Origin of the sequence: Streptomyces sp. NPDC051561, from assembly GCF_044454195.1 — a bacterium.
In the GTDB taxonomy this organism is placed as follows: domain Bacteria; phylum Actinomycetota; class Actinomycetes; order Streptomycetales; family Streptomycetaceae; genus Streptomyces.
The window spans coordinates 123,539-143,118 of sequence record NZ_JBITDM010000018.1 but is presented as its reverse complement, the minus strand read 5'-3'; the positions used below and the strand labels follow the sequence as shown (position 1 = coordinate 143,118).

Below are 19,580 nucleotides of genomic sequence, written 5' to 3'. Positions count from 1 at the left end.
TCGAGGCGTTTGGGAAAGCAGCCCAGTGGTGAGCGGTCCAGGACTCGAACCGATCGGTTACGTCATCGGGGGCCGTACCGACCCCGGCGACGACTACTGGGGTGGTGCCACCGCACTCATCCGCCTTGACCCCGTGTATCCGGCCGAAGTCGTCCAGGGGCTCGAAGAGTTCTCCCACCTCATCGTGACGTGGCATTTTCACCGGGCCTCGCCCGAGGACGTCGCCCTGCACGCCCGCAGCCCCCGCGACAACCCGGCCTGGCCGCCCACCGGCACTTTCGTGCACCGCAACCACCGCCGCCCCAACCAGCTCGCCACCTCCTTCCCCCGCCTGCTCAAGGTCGACGGCCTCGACCTCCACGTCGCCGACCTCGACGCGATCGACGGAACACCGGTGGTCGACCTCGCGCCGTACTTCCCGCAGATGGGACCGAGGGGCGAGATCCGGGTACCGGCCTGGCCGGGCGAGATGCTCGGGGACTACTGGGCGTCGCCCGAGTAGAACGGCCACCGGTGCGTGCTTCACGCATCTTCACCATCGGGTGAACCTGGTCAAAGGGTGGCAGGTGGTGGGGAGTTGGGGCTATACGGTGACCGGGTCATCACTCTCCGCGTGCGGTACGCCGCGTAGAGCGGCCCCCGTCGGTGTACCAACACCGGGCGAGGGCCTCACCCCCAAGGCCAGCCTATGGAGCCTCAGGAATGTTTTTGCATGTTATCTCGCCCACTCGGGCGTTCACCAAGATGTCCAACGCGCTGATTCTGCACCGGGAGTTGGATGTGGCTGCCCGCTTCCTTATCGGGTATGTGGGTGGGCTGATGCCCGCCGAGCAGCAGAAGCCGCTGCACGTGCACGCCGAGAAGCTGGGGCTGAAGCCCGCGGTGTACAAGAAGGCGAAGAAGGAACTCGTGCGGTACGGGTACGTCCGTGACTACCGCTGCCAGGGGCCCGGGGGGCTGTGGTCCACCGAGCAGTACGTGTCCAACGTGCCGCTCACCGAGGACCAGTTCACCGCTCTGCGCTGCGGCGATGGACTCTCTCCGGGTGTTCCGAATCCGACGGCCGGTGAACCGGACAGTCCGTCCGTCGGCCGCTCTACCGGTACATACAAGACGGACAGCAAAACTACTCCCACCCGCCCACCCCAAGAGGCTGCGGCGAACACCCCTCAGAAGACCCCGAGTTCAGATCGTCACTTCGCGGTGGCCGAGCGGATCCTGCGGGACCTGCGGGTCGTGCGCAGCGACCTGTACATGAGCTTCCGCAACGTGCGCTACCTGGCGGGGGCGGTGGCCGAGCAGCTGCGGGAGGGTGTGCCTGCCTGGGAGGTCCACGCGGCGCTGACGCACGGGCTGCCGGACACGCCGATCCGGAACGCGGCCGGGTTCGTCACCCACCGGCTCGGGAAGAACCTCCCGGGCGCGCAAGCCCTGACCGCGTCCGACGCAGCCCGGGAGCAGGAGCCACACGAGGAGGCGACCGCGCCCCGGCTGGGCGTCGTCAAGTGCCGGGGCCTCGGCCGCCCCGGCGAGCACCACTTCCGGCCCGTCGGCGACGAGACGCACTGTGATCCGTGCCGCCGCGAGCATCCGGGCCTCGCCGCCCTCGCGGAAGAGGAACACGGCGGCGCCTGGGCACCCCTGCCCACCGTGACGTACACCGGCGAACCACCGTACTGAGGTGGGGGCGCATGCGCCGAGGGGCCCGGCGTCACGGGTGCGTGAGTGCCGGGCCCCTCGGGGGCGGTGCTGGGGGGCCGCTGTGGGCCCGTAGCGCCTGGTGTCTGGTGCTTAGAGCTGGCCGGAGGCGGCGATGGAGATCTTCGCCGAGGTGCGGCCGGACTGCGAGCCGAGGGCCTCGATCTTCTTGACGAGGGCCATGCTCTGCTCGTCGGCGACCTCGCCGAACACGACGTGCTTGCCGTCGAGCCAGCCGGTGACGATCGTGGTGATGAAGAACTGCGAGCCGTTGGTGTTCTTGCCCGCGTTGGCCATCGAGAGCAGGCCCGGCTTGGTGTGCTTGAGCTGGAAGTTCTCGTCCGCGAACTTCTCGCCGTAGATGCTCTTGCCACCGGTGCCGTCACCGCGGGTGAAGTCGCCGCCCTGGAGCATGAAGTCCGGGATGACGCGGTGGAAGCCGGAACCGGCGTAGCCGAAGCCCTGCTCGCCCGTGCAGAGGGCGCGGAAGTTCTCGACCGTCTTCGGGACGACGTCCTCGAAGAGGTTGAAGGTGATGCGGCCCGCGGGCTCGTCATTGATGGTGATGTCGAAGTACGTCTGGAGTGCCATGGGGGCAATCCTGACACCTTCCGGGGGCGCTGGGCGACCCGGGCCCCGTATATGCAGGTCGGAAGGCGGGTGGGTGTGCCGCAACGGGCGTTTCCGGGGATGATCGTTCGCAGGCCGGCAGAGGCCGGGGACGAGGACGGGCGAGAGGGAGCGTGGTCGGCCATGGGGCGAGGAGCGGCGGGCGAGGGGCGTGGGGGGCTGCCGTCGACCGAGGCGGCCGTTGTGGCGATCCGGGAGGTGGCGGGGGAGTACGGCCGGGAGGTGACGGTCGCCGACGACATCGGCACCGACCGGGTCACCCGGCGTACCGACGCGGGAGTGTTCTCCGTGACCGACGCGGGCGGCGGCCTGCCGCACGACGCGTTCGTGGAGCTGTCCGGCTCGCCCGAGGTGAGCGTGCAGCTGTACGCGGACGGCGACGCGAAGTTCACCGTCGACCGGGTGGTGGAGGTCCATGACGTCCCCCGGGACTCGGTGCCCGCGTTCCTGCGCTCGCTGTACGGCGGACTGGCCCACGTCAAGGGCCGCTTCTTCCCGCCCGGCTGCTGGCTGGTGGTTCCGCTGCCCGGCGACGAGACGTACAAGGAACTGATCCCGCAGGGCGCGCTGACCCCGTGGCTGTCCAGTCGCATGCGCTGACCGGTTGGGTGCGTCAACCAGCTTGCTATTAGCGGCAGTTGGGGCCCGTCCAGTCCGGGTCGTCGCGGGCGGTGGGCAGCGGGTGGTAACCCTCGGAGTAGTGGTTGATCCAGCCACAGACACCGCATGCGTAGCGGCCGTCGAGGCCCGCTATCTCCGTGCCGCAGCGACGGCAGTTGGTGTAGGTGATCTCCGGTGGGGCGGGCGTCGGTGCGCTCATGATCTGAGCAGTATGGAGGGTGTGGGGTCCCCGGGGCGAGTGGCGTGGGGGGAGAGGTGCGGGGAGCTGTACGGGCCTCCCAGGTTCCATGCCTGGTGCAGGGCGTCGGCGAAGGACGCGGCGAGTTTGTGCTCGCCGGTGGGGCCGGGGTGGGTGCCGTCGTAGGTGTCGGTGCGCAGGTCGTACGTCGGGTGGGGCGTCGCGAGCAGGAGCGGCGAGCGGGGTTCGTCGCGTTCGGCGACCGTCTTGGCGAGCAGCTCGTTGAAACGGGTGCACTGCTCGGCGAAGGGGGCGTCGCGTGCGGCGCGGATGTTGGGGATCACCGGGTGGATGACGATCGCGATGCGGGCATCGGCGGCGCGGGCCTCGTCGAGGAAGAGGTCGAGGTTGGCCGCGGTCTGCTCGGCGTTGGTGTAGAAGCCGAGGTCGATCAGGCCGAGGGAGACGAGGAGGGTGTTGGCGCCGGTCTCCCGGAGGGTGGAGCGGATCGCCGGGGCCATGTGAAGCCAGCCCTCGCCCCATCCGGCGAGGTGGCGGCGGGCCGGTGCCGGGAAGTCCTCTGCCGCGTACGCGTGCGAGGCGGGCGCGGCGGTGGCCGGGTCGTACAGGGCGGTGCGAGGGCCGACGATCTCGTACTCGCCGGGCATCGTCGCTTCCAGGTGCTGCCACATGCGGTAGCGCCAGGTGTAGTCGCCGGGACAGCCGATGGTCATGGAGTCACCGACGAAGAGGAAGCTGTGCATCCGATCATCTTCGGGGATGGAGCGCGGGCGCTGCATCGTGATGCTGAACACTGGGCCGCATGCGCTTTTCTCGTACGTGTGTAGTCGCGGCCGCAGCTCTTGGGTCGGCCCTCGTGTCCCCGGCGGTGGCCCTCGCCGACGACGGGGGGTTCACGATCAAGGATTCCCGGATCACGGAGTCGAGCGGGCTCGCGGCCAGCCGGGCGCACCCCGGCGTGTACTGGACGCACAACGACCAGGACGGCCCCTACGTCTACGCCGTCGACGGGAAGAGCGGGGAGACCGTCGCGCGGATCACCATGCGCGGGGTCGGCAAGCCGCGTGACATGGAGGCGATCTCGGTCGGGCCGGACGGGGCGGTGTACGTCGGGGACATCGGCGACAACCTCGGCGGGACGTGGGACCACGTGTGGATCTACCGCTTCCCCGAGCCGAAGGTGCTCAAGGACCAGACCGTGGACGCGGCGCAGTACGACGTGAAGTACGCGGACGGGGCGCGCAACGCGGAGGCGCTGATGGTGCATCCCAGGACCGGCCGGACGTACATCGCGAGCAAGGAGGAGGACGGTGCGGGCCTCTACGAGGGTCCCGAGCGGCTGGCCACTGGCCGGACGAACGTCTTCCGGAAGGTGGCCGATGTGCCGTGGGTGACGGACGGGGCGTTCTCCCCGGACGGCAGGAAGCTCGTCCTGCGGTCGTACCTCGGGGCGGAGGAGTACGCCTGGAAGGGCGGCGGCCGAGGGCTGGGGGAGGGGAAGGGGCTCAGCGTCGGCTACCGGGGTCAGGCGGAGTCGGTGACCTTCACACTGGACGGGAAGACGATGCTGTTCGGGGCGGAGGGGGAGCAGAGCGAGGTGTTCGCGCTGGCGGTGGAGGGCGCGGGCGAGGAGTCGGACGGGGCGGCCAACTCACCTGCTGGTACACCGAGTTCGGGCACCGAGGGGAAGGGGGGCGAGGGCCGCGGACCTGTGGGGGGTGGTGTGGTGGCGCTGGTGGTGGGGGGTGCGGTGCTGGTGGTCTGGCTGGGGCTCCGGGGCAGGAGGAGGGGTGGGCGGGGGTGAGGCGCTGCGGGCGGGGGTGCCCAGGCCGGTGAGTGAAGGCGGGGGGATCGCCGGGGTCGGGGCGGGCCGGGGTGGGGTGGGTGTGACTCCGTCGGGGGCCGCCCCCTTGCCCGCCCGTTCCGCCCCCGGGGGGCGGCCCCGCCGCCCAAGCGGGCGGGGCATAGCGAGGGGGCGGCTCCGTCGTCCAAGCGGGCCGGGGGGCGTTATTCCGCTTGGCGGGTTTTGAGGAGGTGGGCGAAGCCGTCGAGCAGGCGGTCGAGGCCGAAGGTGAAGTGGTCGAAGGGGCCGAAGGTTTCCTCGGAGAGGGCGGCCATTACGGGGTACTCGCCGCTGAGCATGGCCTTTTCCAGGTAGGGCTGCTGGCCCTTCCAGAAGGTGTCGTGGTCGAGGCCGGTCTCCTCCGCCGCCTCCGTGGCCTCGATCTCCATGCGGACGACTCCCGAGGCGAAGCTCTGGACGGCGATGATCACCGACAGTAGTTCGGGGTCGGAGAAGCCCGTCATGTCGCGCATGCCGGTGAGGGAGGCCTCCAGGCTGTGCAGGGTCTTGGGGCCCAGCAGTGCCCGGGTCTGGTTGACCTTGAGGAGCCACGGGTGGCGCCGGTGGAGTTCGAGGTGGCCGTGGGCGATACGGGAGACGGCCTCGCGCCAGCCGTCGGCCTCGGCGGGGTTGTGGTGGGCCGTGCCCTCGCCCTGGACCCGGTCCAGCATCAGGTCGAGGAGCTCGGTCTTGCCGGGGACGTACCGGTAGAGCGACATCGTGCCGGTGCCGAGTTCGCTCGCGAGCCGGCGCATGGAGAGGGTGTCCAGCCCCTCCGCGTCGGCGATCCGGACCGCCTCGTCGACGATCGCATCCAGCGAGAGGCCGCGCTTGGGGCCCCGGGCGGGGCGTTCGCCGGTGCCCCAGAGGAGATCGAGGCTGGGGCGCAGGGCTGCGGCGCGAGTGGCGCCCGCACCCGTCGTGTCTGTCATGACCTCACCTTATTTCGCTTCCTGCTGCGCGTCGGGAATCCGTCGGCGCAAAACTGGGTACGCTGTACTCGATTCAGGGTACGGTGTACCCAGTTCGAGGGGAAGGGGTATGCCATGACCGTTGGCGCCAGGACTTTCGGCGACGACCTCGCCGTCCGCGCGGAAGGACTCCGCAAGGTGTACGGCGAGAAGCGCGCACTGGACGGCTTCGACATGGAGGTGCGGCGCGGCACCGTGCACGGCCTGCTCGGGCCCAACGGGGCCGGAAAGACCACCGCGGTGCGCATGCTGACCACGCTGGTGAAACTGGACGGCGGGCGGGCCGAGGTCGCCGGGCTCGACGTCGCCAAGGAGCCGCGCCGGGTGCGCGCGCGGATCGGCCTGGCCGGTCAGTACGCCGCACTGGACGAGGTACTGACGGGCCGCCAGAACCTGGAGATGTTCGGCCGGCTCTTCCACTTGGGCGGGAAGCGGGCCCGGGCGCGGGCCGACGAACTCCTGGAGCAGTTCGACCTCACCGAGGCCGCCGGGTCGGGCGCCGGCGGGTACAGCGGCGGTATGCGCCGCCGCCTCGACCTGGCCGCCTCGATGATCCTCGCCCCGGACATCCTGTTCCTGGACGAGCCGACGACCGGGCTCGACCCGCGCGGCCGGGGCGAAGTCTGGGACGCTGTGCGGGACTTGGTGGCACGCGGTACGACCGTGCTGCTCACCACCCAGTACCTGGAGGAGGCCGACAGGCTGGCCTCCCGTATCACCGTCATCGACCGGGGCCGCGCCATCGCCGACGACACCCCCGACGGGCTGAAGGGCCGGGTCGGCGGGGACCGCGTCGAAGTGGTGGCGCGGCACGCCGACGACCTTCCCGCCGTGCTGAAGGTGGTCGCCCGGGTGGCCGAGGTCGAGCCGGAGTGCGAGGAGGAGGGACGCAGGGTGCACGCGGCCGTCAGTGACCGGGTGGCCGCGCTGACCGAGGTGGCGCGGACCCTCCAGGACCAGGGCATCGCGGTGGAGGACATCGGCCTGCGCAGGCCCAGCCTCGACGACGTGTTCATGCGCCTGACCGGACACCGCACGGACAAGCAGCAGGAGGAGGTCGCCGCATGAGCGCCGTGGACCGCATGAGCGCCGTGGACCGCGAGAGCCCCGCGGGGCGCACGAGTTCGGTGAAAGTGAGTGCCCTGGAGATGAGTGACATGAGTGCCGTGGAACTGACCGTCCCGGATGCCCCCACCGGCCTCGGCCGCCTGGGCTGGGCCTTCGCCGACGCCTGGAACGTCGCCCGGCGCAGCCTCACCCACTACACCCGCCAGCCCGTCCTGATCTTCTTCCAGCTGGGCTTCCCGATCGTCTCCGTGCTCCTCTACGGATTCGTCTTCGGCCAGGCGATGGCGGTGCCGGGCGGCGGCGACTACCGGGAGTTCCTGATGCCCGGCATGTTCGCCTCGACGATGGCCTTCGGGTTCATGAACACCACGACGGCGATGGTCAACGACGCGTCGAAGGGCGTCATCGACCGCTTCCGTTCGATGCCGATGGCGCCCTCGGCGGTGGCCTCGGGGCGTGGGATCGCTGATCTGGTCATCGCCTGCGCCGAGCTGGCGATCCTGGCGGCGACGGCGCTCGCGATCGGCTGGCGGGCCGACGGGGGGACGGCCGCGACCCTGGCTGCCTTCGCGCTGCTGTTGCTGCTGCGGTTCAGCCTGATCTGGGTGGGGGTGTGGCTCGGGCTGCTGGTGCCTTCGCCGGAGGCGGCGGGCGGGATGTACGCGGTGGCGTTCCCGCTGACGATGATCTCGTCGATCTTCGTCGCACCGTCGCTGATGCCGGACTGGCTGGGAGCGGTCGCGGCATGGAACCCGGTGTCGTCCACGGTCACGGCGACCCGGGAGCTGTTCGGCAACCCCGTTGCCAGCGGCGGGAGCTGGGTCGAGGAGAACGCGCTGCTGATGGCGGTGGTGTGGCCGGTGGCCCTGACCGTGGTGGTGCTGCCGCTGGCGGTACGGAGGTTCCAGCGGCTGAGCCGGTAGGAGCCCGCGCGACAGAGACAGGCGGCCGCGCGCGAGGAGGAGCCCGCGCGCGAGGAGGAGCCCGCGCGCGAGGAGGAGCCCGCGCGCGAAAGGGCCCCGGTGCACTCTCGTGCGCCGGGGCCCTCCGTCGGCGTACCGCCAGAAATCCTTACAGCTGGTCGATGACGTAGTCGATGCAGGCGGTCAGCGCCTGCACGTCCGCCGGGTCGACCGCCGGGAACATCGCCACGCGCAGCTGGTTGCGGCCCAGCTTGCGGTACGGCTCGGTGTCGACGATCCCGTTGGCGCGCAGCACCTTGGCGATGGCCGCCGCGTCGATGCCGTCCGCGAAGTCGATCGTGCCGATGACCTGCGAGCGCTTCGCGGGGTCGGAGACGAACGGCGTCGCGTGCTTGGAGGTCTCGGCCCACGAGTAGAGGGCGGAGGAGGAGGCTCCGGTGCGCTTGACCGCCCAGTCGAGGCCGCCCTGCTTGTTCAGCCAGTTCAGCTGCTCGTCGAGCAGGAAGAGGGTGGAGAGAGCGGGGGTGTTGTACGTCTGGTTCTTGAGCGAGTTGTCGATCGCGGTGGGGAGCGAGAAGAACTCCGGGACGTGCCGGCCGGACGCGTGGACGCGGGCCGCGCGCTCCAGGGCCGCCGGGGAGAAGGCCGCCAGCCACAGGCCGCCGTCCGCCGCGAAGGACTTCTGCGGGGCGAAGTAGTAGACGTCCGTCTCGGTGATGTCGACGGGGAGGCCGCCGGCGCCGGAGGTCGCGTCCACCAGGACGAGGGAGCCCGGGTCGCCGCCGGTGACGCGCTTGATCGGGGCGGCGACACCGGTCGAGGTCTCGTTGTGGGTGTAGGCGTACACGTCGACGCCTGCCTCCGCGACCGGGTCCGGGTGAGTGCCCGGGTCCGAGGCGATCACGGTGGGGTCGGCCAGCCAGGGGGCCTGCTTGGCCGCCTTGGCGAACTTGGAGGAGAACTCGCCGAAGGTGAGGTGCTGCGACTTCTCCTCGATCAGGCCGTGGGTGGCGACGTCCCAGAAGGCCGTCGAGCCACCGTTGCCGAGGATGACCTCGTAGCCGTCGGGGAGGGAGAAGAGGTCGCGGATACCGTCCCGTACCGAGCCGACCAGGTTCTTTACCGGAGCCTGGCGGTGGGACGTACCCAGCAGTGAACTGCCGGTGGCGGCAAGCGCGTCGAGCGCCTCCGTCCGTACCTTGGAGGGGCCCGCGCCGAAACGGCCGTCGGCGGGCTTGATGTCAGCGGGAATCTGGATCTCAGCCACGAGCCGGAGCGTAGTCGCTCGTGGGGGCCGGTCGTTACATCCGTCCGGCGGATGAGACGACCGGCACCCCGGCTCGTGCTGTGTTTTCCTACCAGCGGTCCTGTGAGAGACCCGCAGCTCAGGCCTGCTTGCTCAGGTGGACCGGGACCTCGACGAGGTCGTTCTGGGTGACGACCGGCTTGTTGCGCAGCTCGGAGGCGTCGACCGCGAGGGTGAGCTCGGGGAAGCGGGCGTACAGCGCCGGCAGGGCGATGGCGGCCTCCAGGCGGGAGAGGGCGGCACCCGGGCAGACGTGCGGGCCGTAGCCGAAGCTGATGTGCTTGACGCTCTCGCGGGTGATGTCGAAGTCCTCGGCGCTCTCGCCGTGCACCTTCTCGTCGCGGCCGATCGCGCCGAAGGAGACGACCAGGGCCTCGCCCTTGGGGAGGATCTGGTCACCGACCGGGATGTCCTCGGCGGCGTACCGCAGCAGGACGTGCGAGGTGGGGGTCGACCAGCGCAGCGTCTCCTCGATGACGTTCTCCCACGGGACCTCGCCGGCCAGTACCTTGGCGCGCTGGTCGGGGTGGGTCTCCAGGCCGATGACCGCCTGGAGGATCAGGCTGATGGTGGTCTCGTGACCGGCGATCACCATCACCTTGATGGTGTTGAGGAGTTCCTCCTCGGTGAGCTTGTCGCCCGCCTCGGACGCCTGGAGCAGGGCGGTGGTGAGGTCGTCGGCCGGGTTGGCGCGCTTCTCGTCGATGACCTCGTTGAAGATCTCGTCGATCTCGGCGAGGACACGCGGCATCTCGCCGGGCTCGGTCTCGCTGGAGAAGAACCGGTCGAAGACGGCGGTCAGACGCGGGCTGACGACCTTCTCGACACCGAGGAGCGCGGTGACGACCTTCATCGGGAGGGGCGCCGCGAACAGGGCCTTCAGGTCGACGGCCTCACCGGGGGCGTGCGCGGCGAGCTCGTCCAGCAGGGCGCCGGTGATGGCTTCGAGGCTCGGGCGCAGGTGCTCCACCCGGCGGACGGTCAGCGCCTGCGCGACCAGGAGACGCAGCCTGCGGTGCTCGGGGCCGTCCACGGTGAGCATGGAGCGGCCCGGGTTGACCAGACCGATCAGCGGCCAGTCCATGGCGATCTCGCCGCGCTGCCAGGTGCTCCACTGCTCGATGTCCTTCACCAGACGGGAGTCGGTGAGCAGCGCGCGGGCCTCGGTGTGGTGGGTGACCGCGTAGCAGGCCACCCCGCCGGGGAGGACGACCCGGGCGAGCGGCCCGGCCTCGCGCAGCCGGGCGCCCTCGCCGATGAGGTCCGTCACGAACGGGTCGAGGGCTATCGGCTCGGCCGATGCCGGGCCGCCGGCTCCCGTCACGGGGCAGGTCATCGCACCGGGGGTGGCGGTCGTCTCGGTCATACGGTGCCTCCAAGGGCGGGAGTGGGCGTGAACGTCACCGGCAGCGCGGTCAGTCCGCGCAGCCAGGGGGACGGGCGACGGGTGAGGGACTCGGCGGGAACCGCCAGGTCGATGTCGGGCAGCCGGTCCAGCAGGACTTCCACAGCCGTACGGGCGATGACCTCGGCGGTCTCCTGCGCGGGGAACGGGCAGCGGTGCTCGCCGTGGCCGAAGGAGAGGAACGCGTTGTTGCCGCCGGTCAGCACGGAGGCGTCGGTACGGACCTGGGGGTCGCCGTTGGCGGCGGCCAGGCCGAGCAGGACCAGGTCGCCGGCGGCGAGCGCGCGGCCACCGAGACGGGTGTCGCGGGACACCCAGCGGCCCGCCACGTTCTGGGTGGGGGTGTCTTCCCAGAGGACCTCGTTCATGGCCTCGGCGACGCTGTGCCGGCCGCCGGAGAGCGAGGCGGTGAAGCGGTCGTCGGTGAGCATCAGCCGCAGCGTGTTGCCGATCCAGTCGGCGGTCGGCTGGTGGCCCGCCGCCATCATCACCATCAGGTCCTGCATGATTTCCATGGGGCTGAAGCCGTCGGGCCCGGCGCCACCGGCCAGCATCCGGGACGCCACGTCCTGGCCGGGCACCGCCTGCTTGGCGGCGATCAGGGCACCGATGGTCTGGCCGACGTGCTGCTGGCCCGCGAGGGCGTTCTCCCGGCCGTCGATCATGTCGTTGAGCGCGGTGACCAGGTCCGGGCCCTGCGCGTCGGGAATGCCGTAGATCTTCGCCAGTACGCGAACGGGCAGCAGCATCGCGTAACGGCTGATGATGTCGGTCTCGCCCTTGGTGCAGAACGAGTCGACGAGGCCGTCCGCGAACTGCTCGGCGTACCGCTTCAGTTCGAAGGGGTCGACCCCCTCCAGGGCGTCGCTGATCAGCGCGGCGCGGCGGGTGTGGCGCTCGCCGACGGTGTAGAGGATCGACGGCTGGCGGCGGCCGATCATCGGGAGCAGCGGCCAGTCGGCGGGAACGTTCCCCCACTGGTTCCACAGCTCGGAGTCGCGGGAGAAGAGCACCGGGTCGGAGGTGACCTGGTGCAGCTCGCGGTAGCCGGTGACCAGCCAGGCCGGGAGGTCGCCGGGGAGGGTGACCGGCACCACCGGGCCGTGCTCGCGGCGCAGCTCCCGGTAGAGGGCGACCGGGTCGGTCTGGAAGCGGGGGCCGGAGAGCGGGACCCGTGCCCCGGCGGTGGCGTGGGCGGGGCAGCCGGGGGGCGGTGTGGTCGTCATAGGGCTGCGCTCTCTGTGGGTACGGGGGCCTGGGGGGCCGGGACCTGAGCGGGACCCGGGGCCCCAGCGGGGTCCGGGGCCCGGCCTCCGGCCGGTCGTGCGCGGGCCGTGGTCGACAGGGAGTGCAGGTGCGCGACGAGGGTGATCAGCACGTTCTTGGCCGAGGCGCGGTCCCTGGCGTCACAGGTGATCATCGGGATGTGGTCGGGCAGGTCCAGCGCCTCGCGGACCTGGGCGTCGGTGTGCTGCGGCCCGCCGAAGTCGTTGCGGGCCACCACGAACGGGGTGCCGTGGTGTTCCAGGCGGTCGATCGCGTACCAGGAGTCCGCGAGCCGCCGGGTGTCCACCAGCACCACCGCACCGAGCGTCCCGGAGAACAGCCGGTCCCACAGGAACCAGAACCGCTCCTGCCCCGGGGCACCGAACAGGTACAGCACCGTACGGTCGTTGATCGATATCCGCCCGAAGTCGAAGGCGACCGTCGTCGAGGACTTGCCGCTGACCCCGTCGAGGTCGTCGACCGTCTCCCCGGCGCGGGTCATCGTCTCCTCGGTGTTCAGGGGACGGATCTCGCTGACGGAACGGACCAGGGTCGTCTTGCCGACGCCGAAGCCACCGACGACGACGATCTTGAGACCGTTGTCGGCGGTGCGGGACAGGTGGGACCTGTCGCCCTTACCGGCGTCGGAGGACCGCACAGCGGCGGCCGTCGCGTCGGCGGGCTTCGCGTCAGAGATTTCGGAGGCCAACGAGCACCTGCTCCAGGAGTTCGGGTTCGGGGAGTTCGGCGGACTCGGGTGCCCGGCGCGGGTGCCGGGCACTGATCCGGCCGGTGTCGAGCAGGTCGGCGAGGAGGATGCGGGTGATGCCGACGGGCAGGTCGAGTTCGGCGGCGATCTCCACGACAGCGACCGGGTAGTCGCACATCCGCAGGATCGCCGCGTGCTCGGACTGCATGCCCGGTGCCGGTTCGCACTCCGCGACGACCAGGGTGACCAGGTCGAACGCATCGGAGTGGGCGCGGCTGCGGCCCCCCGTGACGGTGTAGAGCCGGTCGGGGGAGTCGTCGCGTCCTGGGCGGGGCGGGCGTGTCTGGCGGCCCGGCGTACTCATGCGGAAGTGGTGCTGTCGGCGCTCTCACTGGGGGTACGGACATCGTGGGTGCGGACATCCGGGGCGCCGGTGCGGGGCTCCGCGCTGAGGTAGTCGCCGAGCTGCTCGATGAGCTCGCTCATGTTGTGGCCGATCAGGCCGACGTCGGAGTCCTCGGCGGCGACGACCGCGAGGTGCGCCCCCGCACCCGCCTCCACGATGAACAGGATGCCGCCGTAGAACTCGGCCATCGCCTGCCGCACCCCACCGCTCCCGTCCCCGAACTCGACGGACGCCCCGTGCGTCAGGCTCTGGATCCCGGCGGCGATCGCGGCCAGCTGGTCGGCCTGGTCGACGGACAGCTCGGGGGTACGGCACAGCTTGAGCCCGTCGCGGGACAGCACGAGGGCGTGCCGGGCGCCGGGGGTCCGCTCAAGGAGGCTCTCCAGCAGCCAGTTGAGCTTCTCGTCGGTGGTGGCGGTCATCGGTTCTGGTTGCCTTCCGGGTGCGGCGGGGTGGCGGTGGGGTCGGTCGGGCCCCGGCCCTGGTCATGGGGGTGCGTGGCGGGCGGGGCGGCCTGCGGGATCGCGTACGGGGTTGCCTGCGGGGCGGCGGCTCGCGGGGTTGCGTCGCCCCGGTGGCCCTGACCCTGCGGGGTGACGTCGCTCAGGCCGTCCCGGCCCTGCGGGGTGACGTCGCCCGGGCCGCCCGGACCCTGCGCTCCCTCGCCCGGTACGGCCTGGCCCTGTACGGCCTGGCGGAACGCGCTGAAGCGTGCGGTCGAGCCCCGGCGGTCGGCGGGCTTCGACGCGGGCCTGGCCGGGGCGTCGGGACCCTGCGGGTGTGCGGCGGCCAGGGTGCGGCCCCGGCGGCGCTGCGGCAGACCGCTCTCGCCGAAGCGGGGGATGCTGCCGGTGGTGTCGGAGGAGGACTCGGGGGGAGTGCCGGCGGTGCGGTCGGCGGCCTGGGCCGGGCTGGGCACCGGGAGTTCGGCGGCGGGCCTGCCGGGGCGTCCGGCCGAGGGCTCGGCGGGGTCCGCGAGACCGTGCTCGGGGGCGGACTCCCGGTCGCGCGCCGGGAGCCGGGTCGCGGCGGACTCCCGTACCGGTGCCGGGAGTTGGGCGGGCGCGGATCCCCGGGCGGGTTCCGGGGCCGGTGCGTTCTCCGGCTGCGTCAGCAACTCCTGCGGCAGCAGCATCAACGCGCCCGTACCGCCCCGCGCGGACGGCCGGAAGGACACCTTCAGCTGGTGCTTGCGGGCGAGGCAGCCGACCACCGCGAGGCCGAGCCGGGTGCCGGACAGGCTGGTCAGGTCGAGCGGCACATCGGCGGCCACCGCCCGCTCCGCACGCCGCAGCTGCACCCCGCTCATCACCAGGCCGCTGTCCTCGACGGTGATGATGAGACCGGCCGGGACCTCCTCGACGTACACATGCACCTCGGCCGTGGGCGGCGAGAAGTTGGCCGCGTTGTCGAGGAGTTCGGCCAGGGCGTGCATGACGCCCTCCGCCGCGTGACCGGCGACGGCCACCTCGCTGGTGGAGTGCAGCCGGACCCGCTGATAGCCGTTGATCCGGCCCATCGCGCCGCGCAGCACGGACTCCATCACGATCGGCTTCGCCCACCTGCGACCGGAACGGGCCCCGGTCAGGATGGCGATACTGTCCGCCAGCCGCCCGGCCTGCGCGGTCCGGTGGTCCAGGTGCAGCAGGTCGCCCAGTACGTCCTCGTCGGTGTGCCGGTGCTCCATCTCGCGGAGGTCGGCCAGCATGCTCGTGGACAGTGCCTGCATGCGTCCGGCGGCGTTGGCGCACGCGGCCATCGCGGCGGCGCGGGCGGACTCGCCCCGGCCCACCTCGGTGGCCAGGATGGTCAGCAGCTCGCGGGCGGGGGCGTCGTCCAACTCGCCCAGCGCACGCGTGGTCTCGGCCAGCGCGGTGTCCACCGAGTCCCCGGCGCGCAGCCGTCCGACCAGGTCCGGCACCGACTCCCCGGCGAAGCGGCGGGCGTCCTCCTCGATCCGGGTGATCCGCTCGCGCGCCGCCCGCAGCCGCCCGAAGGTATGTGCGGCGACCGTGACGGCGGCGGTCAGCAGCACGGCGGCCGCCCCACCGCCCCAGGCAAGCGGAACGCGTACTTCCGGTGGCGCCGCCAGCACCGCCCACAGAAGCAGCAGGCCGCTGAGGGCCGCCGAGATCGACAGGGCGAGTGTGGACGCTCGACGCGTGGACATGGAGAGCAGGCCTCTGATGGGGGAGAGGAGCAAGGAACCCAACGGGGAAACGGATCGAACGGAAGCGGAAAGTCCGCCGTAAAGCGTGCCCACTATAAGAGAGTTGATGATCAGTTGGGAAAGTTCCTGTTCGTATCCCTGACAGCCCTTCACATAATTGAGGCGACAAATCGTCCGACAATGACCGATTTACCGCACCATGCATGCTGGAGGCATGGCTGAACAACGGCGCGAGACGACCGAGTTGGCATCCGACCTGAGGGCGGCCGTGCGCGGAGAGGTGTCCTTCGACGCCGCGTCCCGCGCACTGATGACGATGGACGCCTCCAACTACCGCCGGGTCCCCCTGGGGGTGGTGGCCCCACGGGACGCGGACGACATCGCCGCCGCCCTGGCGGTCTGCCGCGACCACGGCGTCCCCGTCGTCCCGCGCGGCGGCGGCACCTCCATCGCCGGTCAGGCCACCGGCACCGGCGTGGTCCTGGACACCACCCGCCACCTCCGCGAGATCGTCGACCTGGACCCGGTCGCCCGCACCGCGCTGGTCCGCCCCGGCACCCTCTGCGACGACCTCCGCTCGGCCGCCGCCCCGTACGGCCTGACCTTCGGCCCCGACCCGTCCACCCACAGCCGCTGCACCCTCGGCGGGATGATCGGCAACAACTCCTGCGGCTCGCACTCGGTCGCCTGGGGCACCACCGCCGACCAGGTCCGCGCACTGACCGTCCGGACGTACGGCGGCGAGGAACTGCACCTCTCACGCGGCGGCTGGGACGCCGCCCCCAAGTCCCTGCGCAGCGGCCTCCGCCCTCTGGTCGAGTCGAACCTCGCCCTCCTGCGCACCGGCTTCCCCGAACTCCCGCGCCGTATCTCGGGCTACGCGCTCGACGCCCTCCTCCCCGAGAACGGCGTCGACCTCGCCCGCGCCTTCTGCGGCAGCGAGGGCACGCTGGGCGTGGTGACCGAGGCCGTCGTCTCCCTCGTCGAGTCCCCGCCCGCACGTGCGCTCGCCGTCCTGGGGTACGCCGACGAGGGCGCGGCGGCGGAGGCGGCGCCCGGCATCCTCCCGTACGGCCCGCTCACCGTCGAAGGCATGGCCGCCGACCTGGTCCCGGACCGCGAACGGCGGTTGCTGCCCCGGGGGGAGGCCTGGCTCTTCGTCGAGACGGGCGGGAGCACCCCGGCCGAGGCCCGCGCGCACGCCGAGAGGATCGTCCGTACCGCCGACCCCCTCTCCGGCTCGGTCGTCACCGACCCGGCCGGCCAACGCGCCCTCTGGCGCATCCGCGAGGACGCCAGCGGCACCGCCACCCGCATGCCGGACGGCTCCGAGGCCTGGCCCGGCTGGGAGGACTGCGCGGTCCCGCCCACCCGCCTCGGCCCCTACCTCCGCGACTTCCGTGCCCTCCTCGCCACCCACCACCTGCGCGGCACCCCCTACGGCCACTTCGGCGACGGCTGCATTCACGTCCGCATCGACTTCGACCTCCTCACCGGGCCGGGCATCGCCGCCTTCCGCCACTTCTCCGAAGACCTCGCCGACCTGGTCGCCGCCCACGGCGGCTCCCTCTCCGGCGAACACGGCGACGGCCAGGCCCGCGCCGAACTCCTCCCCAAGATGTACGGCCCCGAACTGGTCTCCCTCTTCGCCGACTTCAAGGACGTCTGGGACCCCCACTCCGGCATGAACCCGGGAATGCTCACCCGTCCCGCCCCCCTCGACGCCAACCTCCGCTTCGAGGTCCTCACCCCCACCCGCGACGTCGCCTTCGCCTACCCGCACGACGGCGGCGACTTCTCGGCCGCCGTACGCCGCTGCGTTGGCGTCGCCAAATGCCGTACCCCATCCCCCTCCGCCACCTCCGTCATGTGCCCCTCCTACCGCGCCACCGGCTCCGAGACCCACTCCACCCGGGGCCGCGCCCGCCTCCTCCACGAAATGCTCGCCGGTGAACTCATCACCGACGGCTGGCGCTCACCCGAGGTCCACGACGCCCTCGACCTCTGCCTCTCCTGCAAGGGCTGCCGCACCGACTGCCCGGTCGGCGTCGACATGGCCACCTACAAGGCCGAATTCCTCCACCACCACTACAAGGGCCGCATCCGCCCCGCCTCCCACTACGCCCTGGGCCGCCTCCCCGAATGGCTCCGCCTCGCCGCCCCCCTCGCCCGCCCGGCCAACGCCGCGGCCTCCCTCACCCCCCTCTCCTCCCTCGCCAAACGCCTCGCGGGCATCGCCCCGGAACGCGACATCCCGCCCCTCGCCCCGCACACCTTCCGCCACTGGGCACGCACCCGCCCCGGTCCCCCCACCCCCTCCTCAGCCCCCACCGTCCTCCTCTGGCCCGACACCTTCACCAACCACCTCTCCCCCTCGGTGGGTATCGCCGCCGTGCGCGTCCTGGAAGCCGCGGGCCTGCGCGTACGCCTCCCACGCCGCCACCTCTGCTGCGGCCTGACCTACGTCTCCACCGGCCAACTCGACCGCGCCCGCAAGGTGATGCGCCGGACCGTCGAAGCCCTGCAACCCCTCCACCCCGAGGATCCTCTGCACCCCGACGCCCCCCTCCCCCCTCTCCTCGTCCTCGAACCCAGCTGCGCCGCCGCCCTCAGGACCGACCTCCCCGAACTCCTCCCCGACGACCCCCGGGCCGCCCAACTCGCCTCCCGCGTCCACACCTTCGCCCAAACCCTCGAAGCCCTCGCCCCGGACTGGACCCCGCCCCGCATCGACCGCCCCATCGCCGGCCAGACCCACTGCCACCAGCACGCCGTCCTCGGCGACGACGCCGAACGCCGCCTGATGTCCAGGGCCGGCCTCACCGGCACCCTCTCCGGCGGCTGCTGCGGCCTCGCCGGCAACTTCGGCTTCGAAGCCGGCCACTACGACGTCTCGGTCGCCTGCGCCGAAGACCAACTCCTCCCCGCCGTCCGCGAACTCCCCTCCCACGGCGCCCTCCTGGCCGACGGCTACTCCTGCCGCACCCAACTCGCCCACCTCACCAACGCCACCCCCGCCCGCCACCTGGCGGAACTCCTGGCGGACGCCCTGTAGCCCGGAGCGCCGGCCCCCCGCCGCACCTCACCGCACCGCACCTCACGCCGCGCCCGCCGCCACGCAGAACTCGTTCCCCTCCGGATCGGCCATCACCACGTGATGTCCCTCGAACACCTCCTGGACCCTCCCGCCCGCCGCCACCAGCCGCGCGGACTCCGCCCGGATCCGCGCCCACCGCTCCTCGGGGCTGCCGTGCCCCGGCACCCGCACATCCATGTGCAGCCGGTTCTTCGCCACCTTCGGCTCCGGCACGCTGAGGATGGTCAGCCGGGGCCCCACCCCGTCGGGATCACAGAGCCACGCCGCGTCGTCCACCGAGTCGCCCTCCGGCAGATCGAACTGCGCGTGCCACTCCTTCCGCGTCCTGAAGGGGGCGGGCGGCGGCTCGTCGACGTATCCCAGCGCCGTCTTCCAGAAGGCGGCGAGGAGTGGGGCGTCCGCACAGTCGAGCGTCAGATCAATCCGGGTTGCCATGGCGTGACCGTATGCGCCGCCTCTGACAGCCGAGCCGGTGCCGAGCTTCCGCGCGGGCGCGGCTGTGGTGGTGGCTGTTGTTGTGGGAGTCGGCGTGACGGGCCGATGATCAAGACATGAGTGAGATCGTTCTGATGTCGGACCCGAAGGTCGCCGCCGTGCCCGTCGCGGAGTGCGGTGAGCGGTTGGTGGATGTCCGGTCCTGTGGATCCCTGCTGGTCGACCTGCGTGAGCAGGACCCGGCGGATGTGTTCGCGCAGGTACGGGAGGGACTGCTGGAGCGGCTGCTCAAGGCGCAGGCGATGCTCCCGCAGGGGCTGCGGCTGCTGTTCGTCGAGGGTTACCGGCCGCCCGCGCTCCAGCGGCACTACTTCGAGGAGTACCAGGAGCAGCTGCGCGCACTCCACCCCGACTGGCCCGCCGCACAGCTCCACTCGGCGGCGAGCCGCTACGTCTCCCCGCCCGCCATCGCCCCGCACAGCGCCGGCGCGGCCGTCGACCTCACCCTGGCCGACACCGAGGGTCACGAGCTGGACCTGGGCACACGGATGAACGCCGACCCGGAGGAGAGCGAGGGCGCGTGTTTCACCGGCGCCGCCAACATCAGTGAGGCGGCACGCGTCAATCGGGGAGTACTGGGCGCGGCTCTGACGGGAGCGGGGCTGGTGAACTATCCGACGGAGTGGTGGCACTGGTCGTTCGGGGACCGGTACTGGGCGCTGGCGACGGGAGAAGCCGCGGCCCTCTACGGCCCGAAGGAGGTCGGGCCGAAGGAGGTCGGCCCGGAGGAGGTCGGCCCGGAGGAGGTCGGCCCGGAGGCGTAGACACAGGTG

At 71.7% G+C, this 19,580-nt stretch carries 20 protein-coding genes; 8 read left to right on the top strand and 12 right to left on the bottom strand.

Annotated features, from left to right (window positions below; genetic code table 11):
• Nucleotides 1-28: 28 nt before the first annotated feature.
• Together ACIA73_RS31105 and ACIA73_RS31100 are read left to right on the top strand one after the other, a co-directional pair.
• Nucleotides 29-502 carry an SAM-dependent methyltransferase gene (locus tag ACIA73_RS31105; protein WP_399442182.1) on the top strand — a complete coding sequence of 158 codons (474 nt, stop codon included), beginning with the start codon at nucleotides 29-31 and terminating at the stop codon, nucleotides 500-502.
• A 200-nt stretch (nucleotides 503-702) separates the two neighbouring features.
• On the top strand, nucleotides 703-1,680 hold the full coding sequence (locus tag ACIA73_RS31100) for a hypothetical protein (RefSeq protein ID WP_399442181.1): 978 nt from the start codon (nucleotides 703-705) through the stop codon (nucleotides 1,678-1,680).
• Nucleotides 1,681-1,791: 111 nt separating this feature from the next.
• On the opposite strand, the gene ACIA73_RS31095 is transcribed toward ACIA73_RS31100, so the two are convergent.
• Entirely contained in the window at nucleotides 1,792-2,289 is a 498-nt protein-coding gene (locus tag ACIA73_RS31095; protein WP_399442180.1) for a peptidylprolyl isomerase, read from the bottom strand.
• A 162-nt stretch (nucleotides 2,290-2,451) separates the two neighbouring features.
• On the opposite strand from ACIA73_RS31095, the gene ACIA73_RS31090 reads away from it, so the two are divergent.
• The gene (locus tag ACIA73_RS31090) at nucleotides 2,452-2,928 is read left to right on the top strand and encodes a hypothetical protein (RefSeq protein WP_399442179.1); all 477 of its coding nucleotides are present in this window, start codon (nucleotides 2,452-2,454) and stop codon (nucleotides 2,926-2,928) included.
• A gap of 28 nt (nucleotides 2,929-2,956) precedes the next feature.
• Here ACIA73_RS31090 and ACIA73_RS31085 read toward each other — a convergent pair whose 3' ends face one another.
• Both ACIA73_RS31085 and ACIA73_RS31080 read right to left on the bottom strand, forming a co-directional pair.
• Nucleotides 2,957-3,148 (bottom strand): hypothetical protein, encoded by a 192-nt coding sequence (locus ACIA73_RS31085; protein WP_399442178.1) that lies wholly within the window; start codon nucleotides 3,146-3,148, stop codon nucleotides 2,957-2,959.
• Nucleotides 3,145-3,891: a GDSL-type esterase/lipase family protein gene (locus ACIA73_RS31080; protein WP_399442177.1), complete on the bottom strand. Its 747-nt coding sequence runs from the start codon at nucleotides 3,889-3,891 to the stop codon at nucleotides 3,145-3,147. Before ACIA73_RS31080 ends, ACIA73_RS31085 begins: the two co-directional genes overlap by 4 nt.
• Before the next feature lie 59 nt (nucleotides 3,892-3,950).
• Between ACIA73_RS31080 and ACIA73_RS31075 the strand changes: the two genes are divergently transcribed.
• Nucleotides 3,951-4,952 (top strand): WD40 repeat domain-containing protein, encoded by a 1,002-nt coding sequence (locus tag ACIA73_RS31075; protein ID WP_399442176.1) that lies wholly within the window; start codon nucleotides 3,951-3,953, stop codon nucleotides 4,950-4,952.
• Nucleotides 4,953-5,155: 203 nt separating this feature from the next.
• On the opposite strand, the gene ACIA73_RS31070 is transcribed toward ACIA73_RS31075, so the two are convergent.
• Nucleotides 5,156-5,923 carry a TetR/AcrR family transcriptional regulator gene (locus ACIA73_RS31070; RefSeq protein ID WP_399442174.1) on the bottom strand — a complete coding sequence of 256 codons (768 nt, stop codon included), beginning with the start codon at nucleotides 5,921-5,923 and terminating at the stop codon, nucleotides 5,156-5,158.
• A 114-nt stretch (nucleotides 5,924-6,037) separates the two neighbouring features.
• Here ACIA73_RS31070 and ACIA73_RS31065 point away from each other — a divergent pair, with 114 nt between their 5' ends.
• Nucleotides 6,038-7,030, top strand: a complete 993-nt coding sequence (locus ACIA73_RS31065; protein ID WP_399442173.1) for an ATP-binding cassette domain-containing protein — start codon at nucleotides 6,038-6,040, stop codon at nucleotides 7,028-7,030.
• An 89-nt stretch (nucleotides 7,031-7,119) separates the two neighbouring features.
• Nucleotides 7,120-7,953 carry an ABC transporter permease gene (locus ACIA73_RS31060; RefSeq protein ID WP_399442219.1) on the top strand — a complete coding sequence of 278 codons (834 nt, stop codon included), beginning with the start codon at nucleotides 7,120-7,122 and terminating at the stop codon, nucleotides 7,951-7,953.
• A gap of 148 nt (nucleotides 7,954-8,101) precedes the next feature.
• Here the strand turns inward: ACIA73_RS31060 and serC are convergent, their stop codons facing one another.
• The 7 genes from serC to ACIA73_RS31025 form a co-directional block, all read right to left on the bottom strand.
• Complete coding sequence (gene serC, locus ACIA73_RS31055) at nucleotides 8,102-9,220, bottom strand: phosphoserine transaminase (RefSeq protein ID WP_399442172.1); 1,119 nt, start codon at nucleotides 9,218-9,220, stop codon at nucleotides 8,102-8,104.
• Between the two features lie 118 nt (nucleotides 9,221-9,338).
• Nucleotides 9,339-10,595 (bottom strand): cytochrome P450, encoded by a 1,257-nt coding sequence (locus tag ACIA73_RS31050; RefSeq protein WP_399442218.1) that lies wholly within the window; start codon nucleotides 10,593-10,595, stop codon nucleotides 9,339-9,341.
• A gap of 26 nt (nucleotides 10,596-10,621) precedes the next feature.
• Nucleotides 10,622-11,890 (bottom strand): cytochrome P450, encoded by a 1,269-nt coding sequence (locus ACIA73_RS31045; RefSeq protein WP_399442171.1) that lies wholly within the window; start codon nucleotides 11,888-11,890, stop codon nucleotides 10,622-10,624.
• Complete coding sequence (locus tag ACIA73_RS31040; RefSeq protein WP_399442217.1) at nucleotides 11,887-12,588, bottom strand: GTP-binding protein; 702 nt, start codon at nucleotides 12,586-12,588, stop codon at nucleotides 11,887-11,889. The genes ACIA73_RS31045 and ACIA73_RS31040 overlap by 4 nt, the downstream gene beginning before the upstream one ends.
• Before the next feature lie 31 nt (nucleotides 12,589-12,619).
• Nucleotides 12,620-13,003: a DUF742 domain-containing protein gene (locus ACIA73_RS31035; protein ID WP_399442170.1), complete on the bottom strand. Its 384-nt coding sequence runs from the start codon at nucleotides 13,001-13,003 to the stop codon at nucleotides 12,620-12,622.
• A complete protein-coding gene (locus ACIA73_RS31030) occupies nucleotides 13,000-13,467 on the bottom strand; it encodes a roadblock/LC7 domain-containing protein (RefSeq protein WP_399442169.1) in 468 nt (155 codons plus the stop codon). The genes ACIA73_RS31035 and ACIA73_RS31030 overlap by 4 nt, the downstream gene beginning before the upstream one ends.
• Nucleotides 13,464-15,215, bottom strand: coding sequence for an ATP-binding protein (locus tag ACIA73_RS31025; protein ID WP_399442168.1), 1,752 nt, complete (start codon nucleotides 15,213-15,215; stop codon nucleotides 13,464-13,466). Before ACIA73_RS31025 ends, ACIA73_RS31030 begins: the two co-directional genes overlap by 4 nt.
• 214 nt (nucleotides 15,216-15,429) lie before the next feature.
• On the opposite strand from ACIA73_RS31025, the gene ACIA73_RS31020 reads away from it, so the two are divergent.
• On the top strand, nucleotides 15,430-18,270 hold the full coding sequence (locus tag ACIA73_RS31020) for an FAD-binding and (Fe-S)-binding domain-containing protein (protein WP_399442167.1): 2,841 nt from the start codon (nucleotides 15,430-15,432) through the stop codon (nucleotides 18,268-18,270).
• Between the two features lie 42 nt (nucleotides 18,271-18,312).
• Here the strand turns inward: ACIA73_RS31020 and ACIA73_RS31015 are convergent, their stop codons facing one another.
• On the bottom strand, nucleotides 18,313-18,747 hold the full coding sequence (locus ACIA73_RS31015) for a VOC family protein (protein WP_399442166.1): 435 nt from the start codon (nucleotides 18,745-18,747) through the stop codon (nucleotides 18,313-18,315).
• 116 nt (nucleotides 18,748-18,863) lie between these two features.
• On the opposite strand from ACIA73_RS31015, the gene ACIA73_RS31010 reads away from it, so the two are divergent.
• Nucleotides 18,864-19,571: a M15 family metallopeptidase gene (locus tag ACIA73_RS31010; protein ID WP_399442165.1), complete on the top strand. Its 708-nt coding sequence runs from the start codon at nucleotides 18,864-18,866 to the stop codon at nucleotides 19,569-19,571.
• The last annotated feature ends 9 nt before the right edge of the window (nucleotides 19,572-19,580 follow it).

Coding starts and splice junctions, on each gene's coding strand:
- ACIA73_RS31060 (WP_399442219.1), top strand. CDS start 7,120: ATGAGTGCCGTGGAACTGACCGTCCCGGATGCCCCCACCGGCCTCGGC.
- ACIA73_RS31010 (WP_399442165.1), top strand. CDS start 18,864: ATGAGTGAGATCGTTCTGATGTCGGACCCGAAGGTCGCCGCCGTGCCC.
- ACIA73_RS31095 (WP_399442180.1), bottom strand. CDS start 2,289: ATGGCACTCCAGACGTACTTCGACATCACCATCAATGACGAGCCCGCG.
- ACIA73_RS31075 (WP_399442176.1), top strand. CDS start 3,951: ATGCGCTTTTCTCGTACGTGTGTAGTCGCGGCCGCAGCTCTTGGGTCG.
- ACIA73_RS31050 (WP_399442218.1), bottom strand. CDS start 10,595: ATGACCTGCCCCGTGACGGGAGCCGGCGGCCCGGCATCGGCCGAGCCG.
- ACIA73_RS31020 (WP_399442167.1), top strand. CDS start 15,430: ATGGCTGAACAACGGCGCGAGACGACCGAGTTGGCATCCGACCTGAGG.
- ACIA73_RS31080 (WP_399442177.1), bottom strand. CDS start 3,891: ATGCACAGCTTCCTCTTCGTCGGTGACTCCATGACCATCGGCTGTCCC.
- ACIA73_RS31090 (WP_399442179.1), top strand. CDS start 2,452: ATGGGGCGAGGAGCGGCGGGCGAGGGGCGTGGGGGGCTGCCGTCGACC.
- ACIA73_RS31100 (WP_399442181.1), top strand. CDS start 703: ATGTTTTTGCATGTTATCTCGCCCACTCGGGCGTTCACCAAGATGTCC.
- ACIA73_RS31015 (WP_399442166.1), bottom strand. CDS start 18,747: ATGGCAACCCGGATTGATCTGACGCTCGACTGTGCGGACGCCCCACTC.
- ACIA73_RS31030 (WP_399442169.1), bottom strand. CDS start 13,467: ATGACCGCCACCACCGACGAGAAGCTCAACTGGCTGCTGGAGAGCCTC.
- ACIA73_RS31035 (WP_399442170.1), bottom strand. CDS start 13,003: ATGAGTACGCCGGGCCGCCAGACACGCCCGCCCCGCCCAGGACGCGAC.
- ACIA73_RS31045 (WP_399442171.1), bottom strand. CDS start 11,890: ATGACGACCACACCGCCCCCCGGCTGCCCCGCCCACGCCACCGCCGGG.
- ACIA73_RS31065 (WP_399442173.1), top strand. CDS start 6,038: ATGACCGTTGGCGCCAGGACTTTCGGCGACGACCTCGCCGTCCGCGCG.
- ACIA73_RS31085 (WP_399442178.1), bottom strand. CDS start 3,148: ATGAGCGCACCGACGCCCGCCCCACCGGAGATCACCTACACCAACTGC.
- ACIA73_RS31025 (WP_399442168.1), bottom strand. CDS start 15,215: ATGTCCACGCGTCGAGCGTCCACACTCGCCCTGTCGATCTCGGCGGCC.
- ACIA73_RS31070 (WP_399442174.1), bottom strand. CDS start 5,923: ATGACAGACACGACGGGTGCGGGCGCCACTCGCGCCGCAGCCCTGCGC.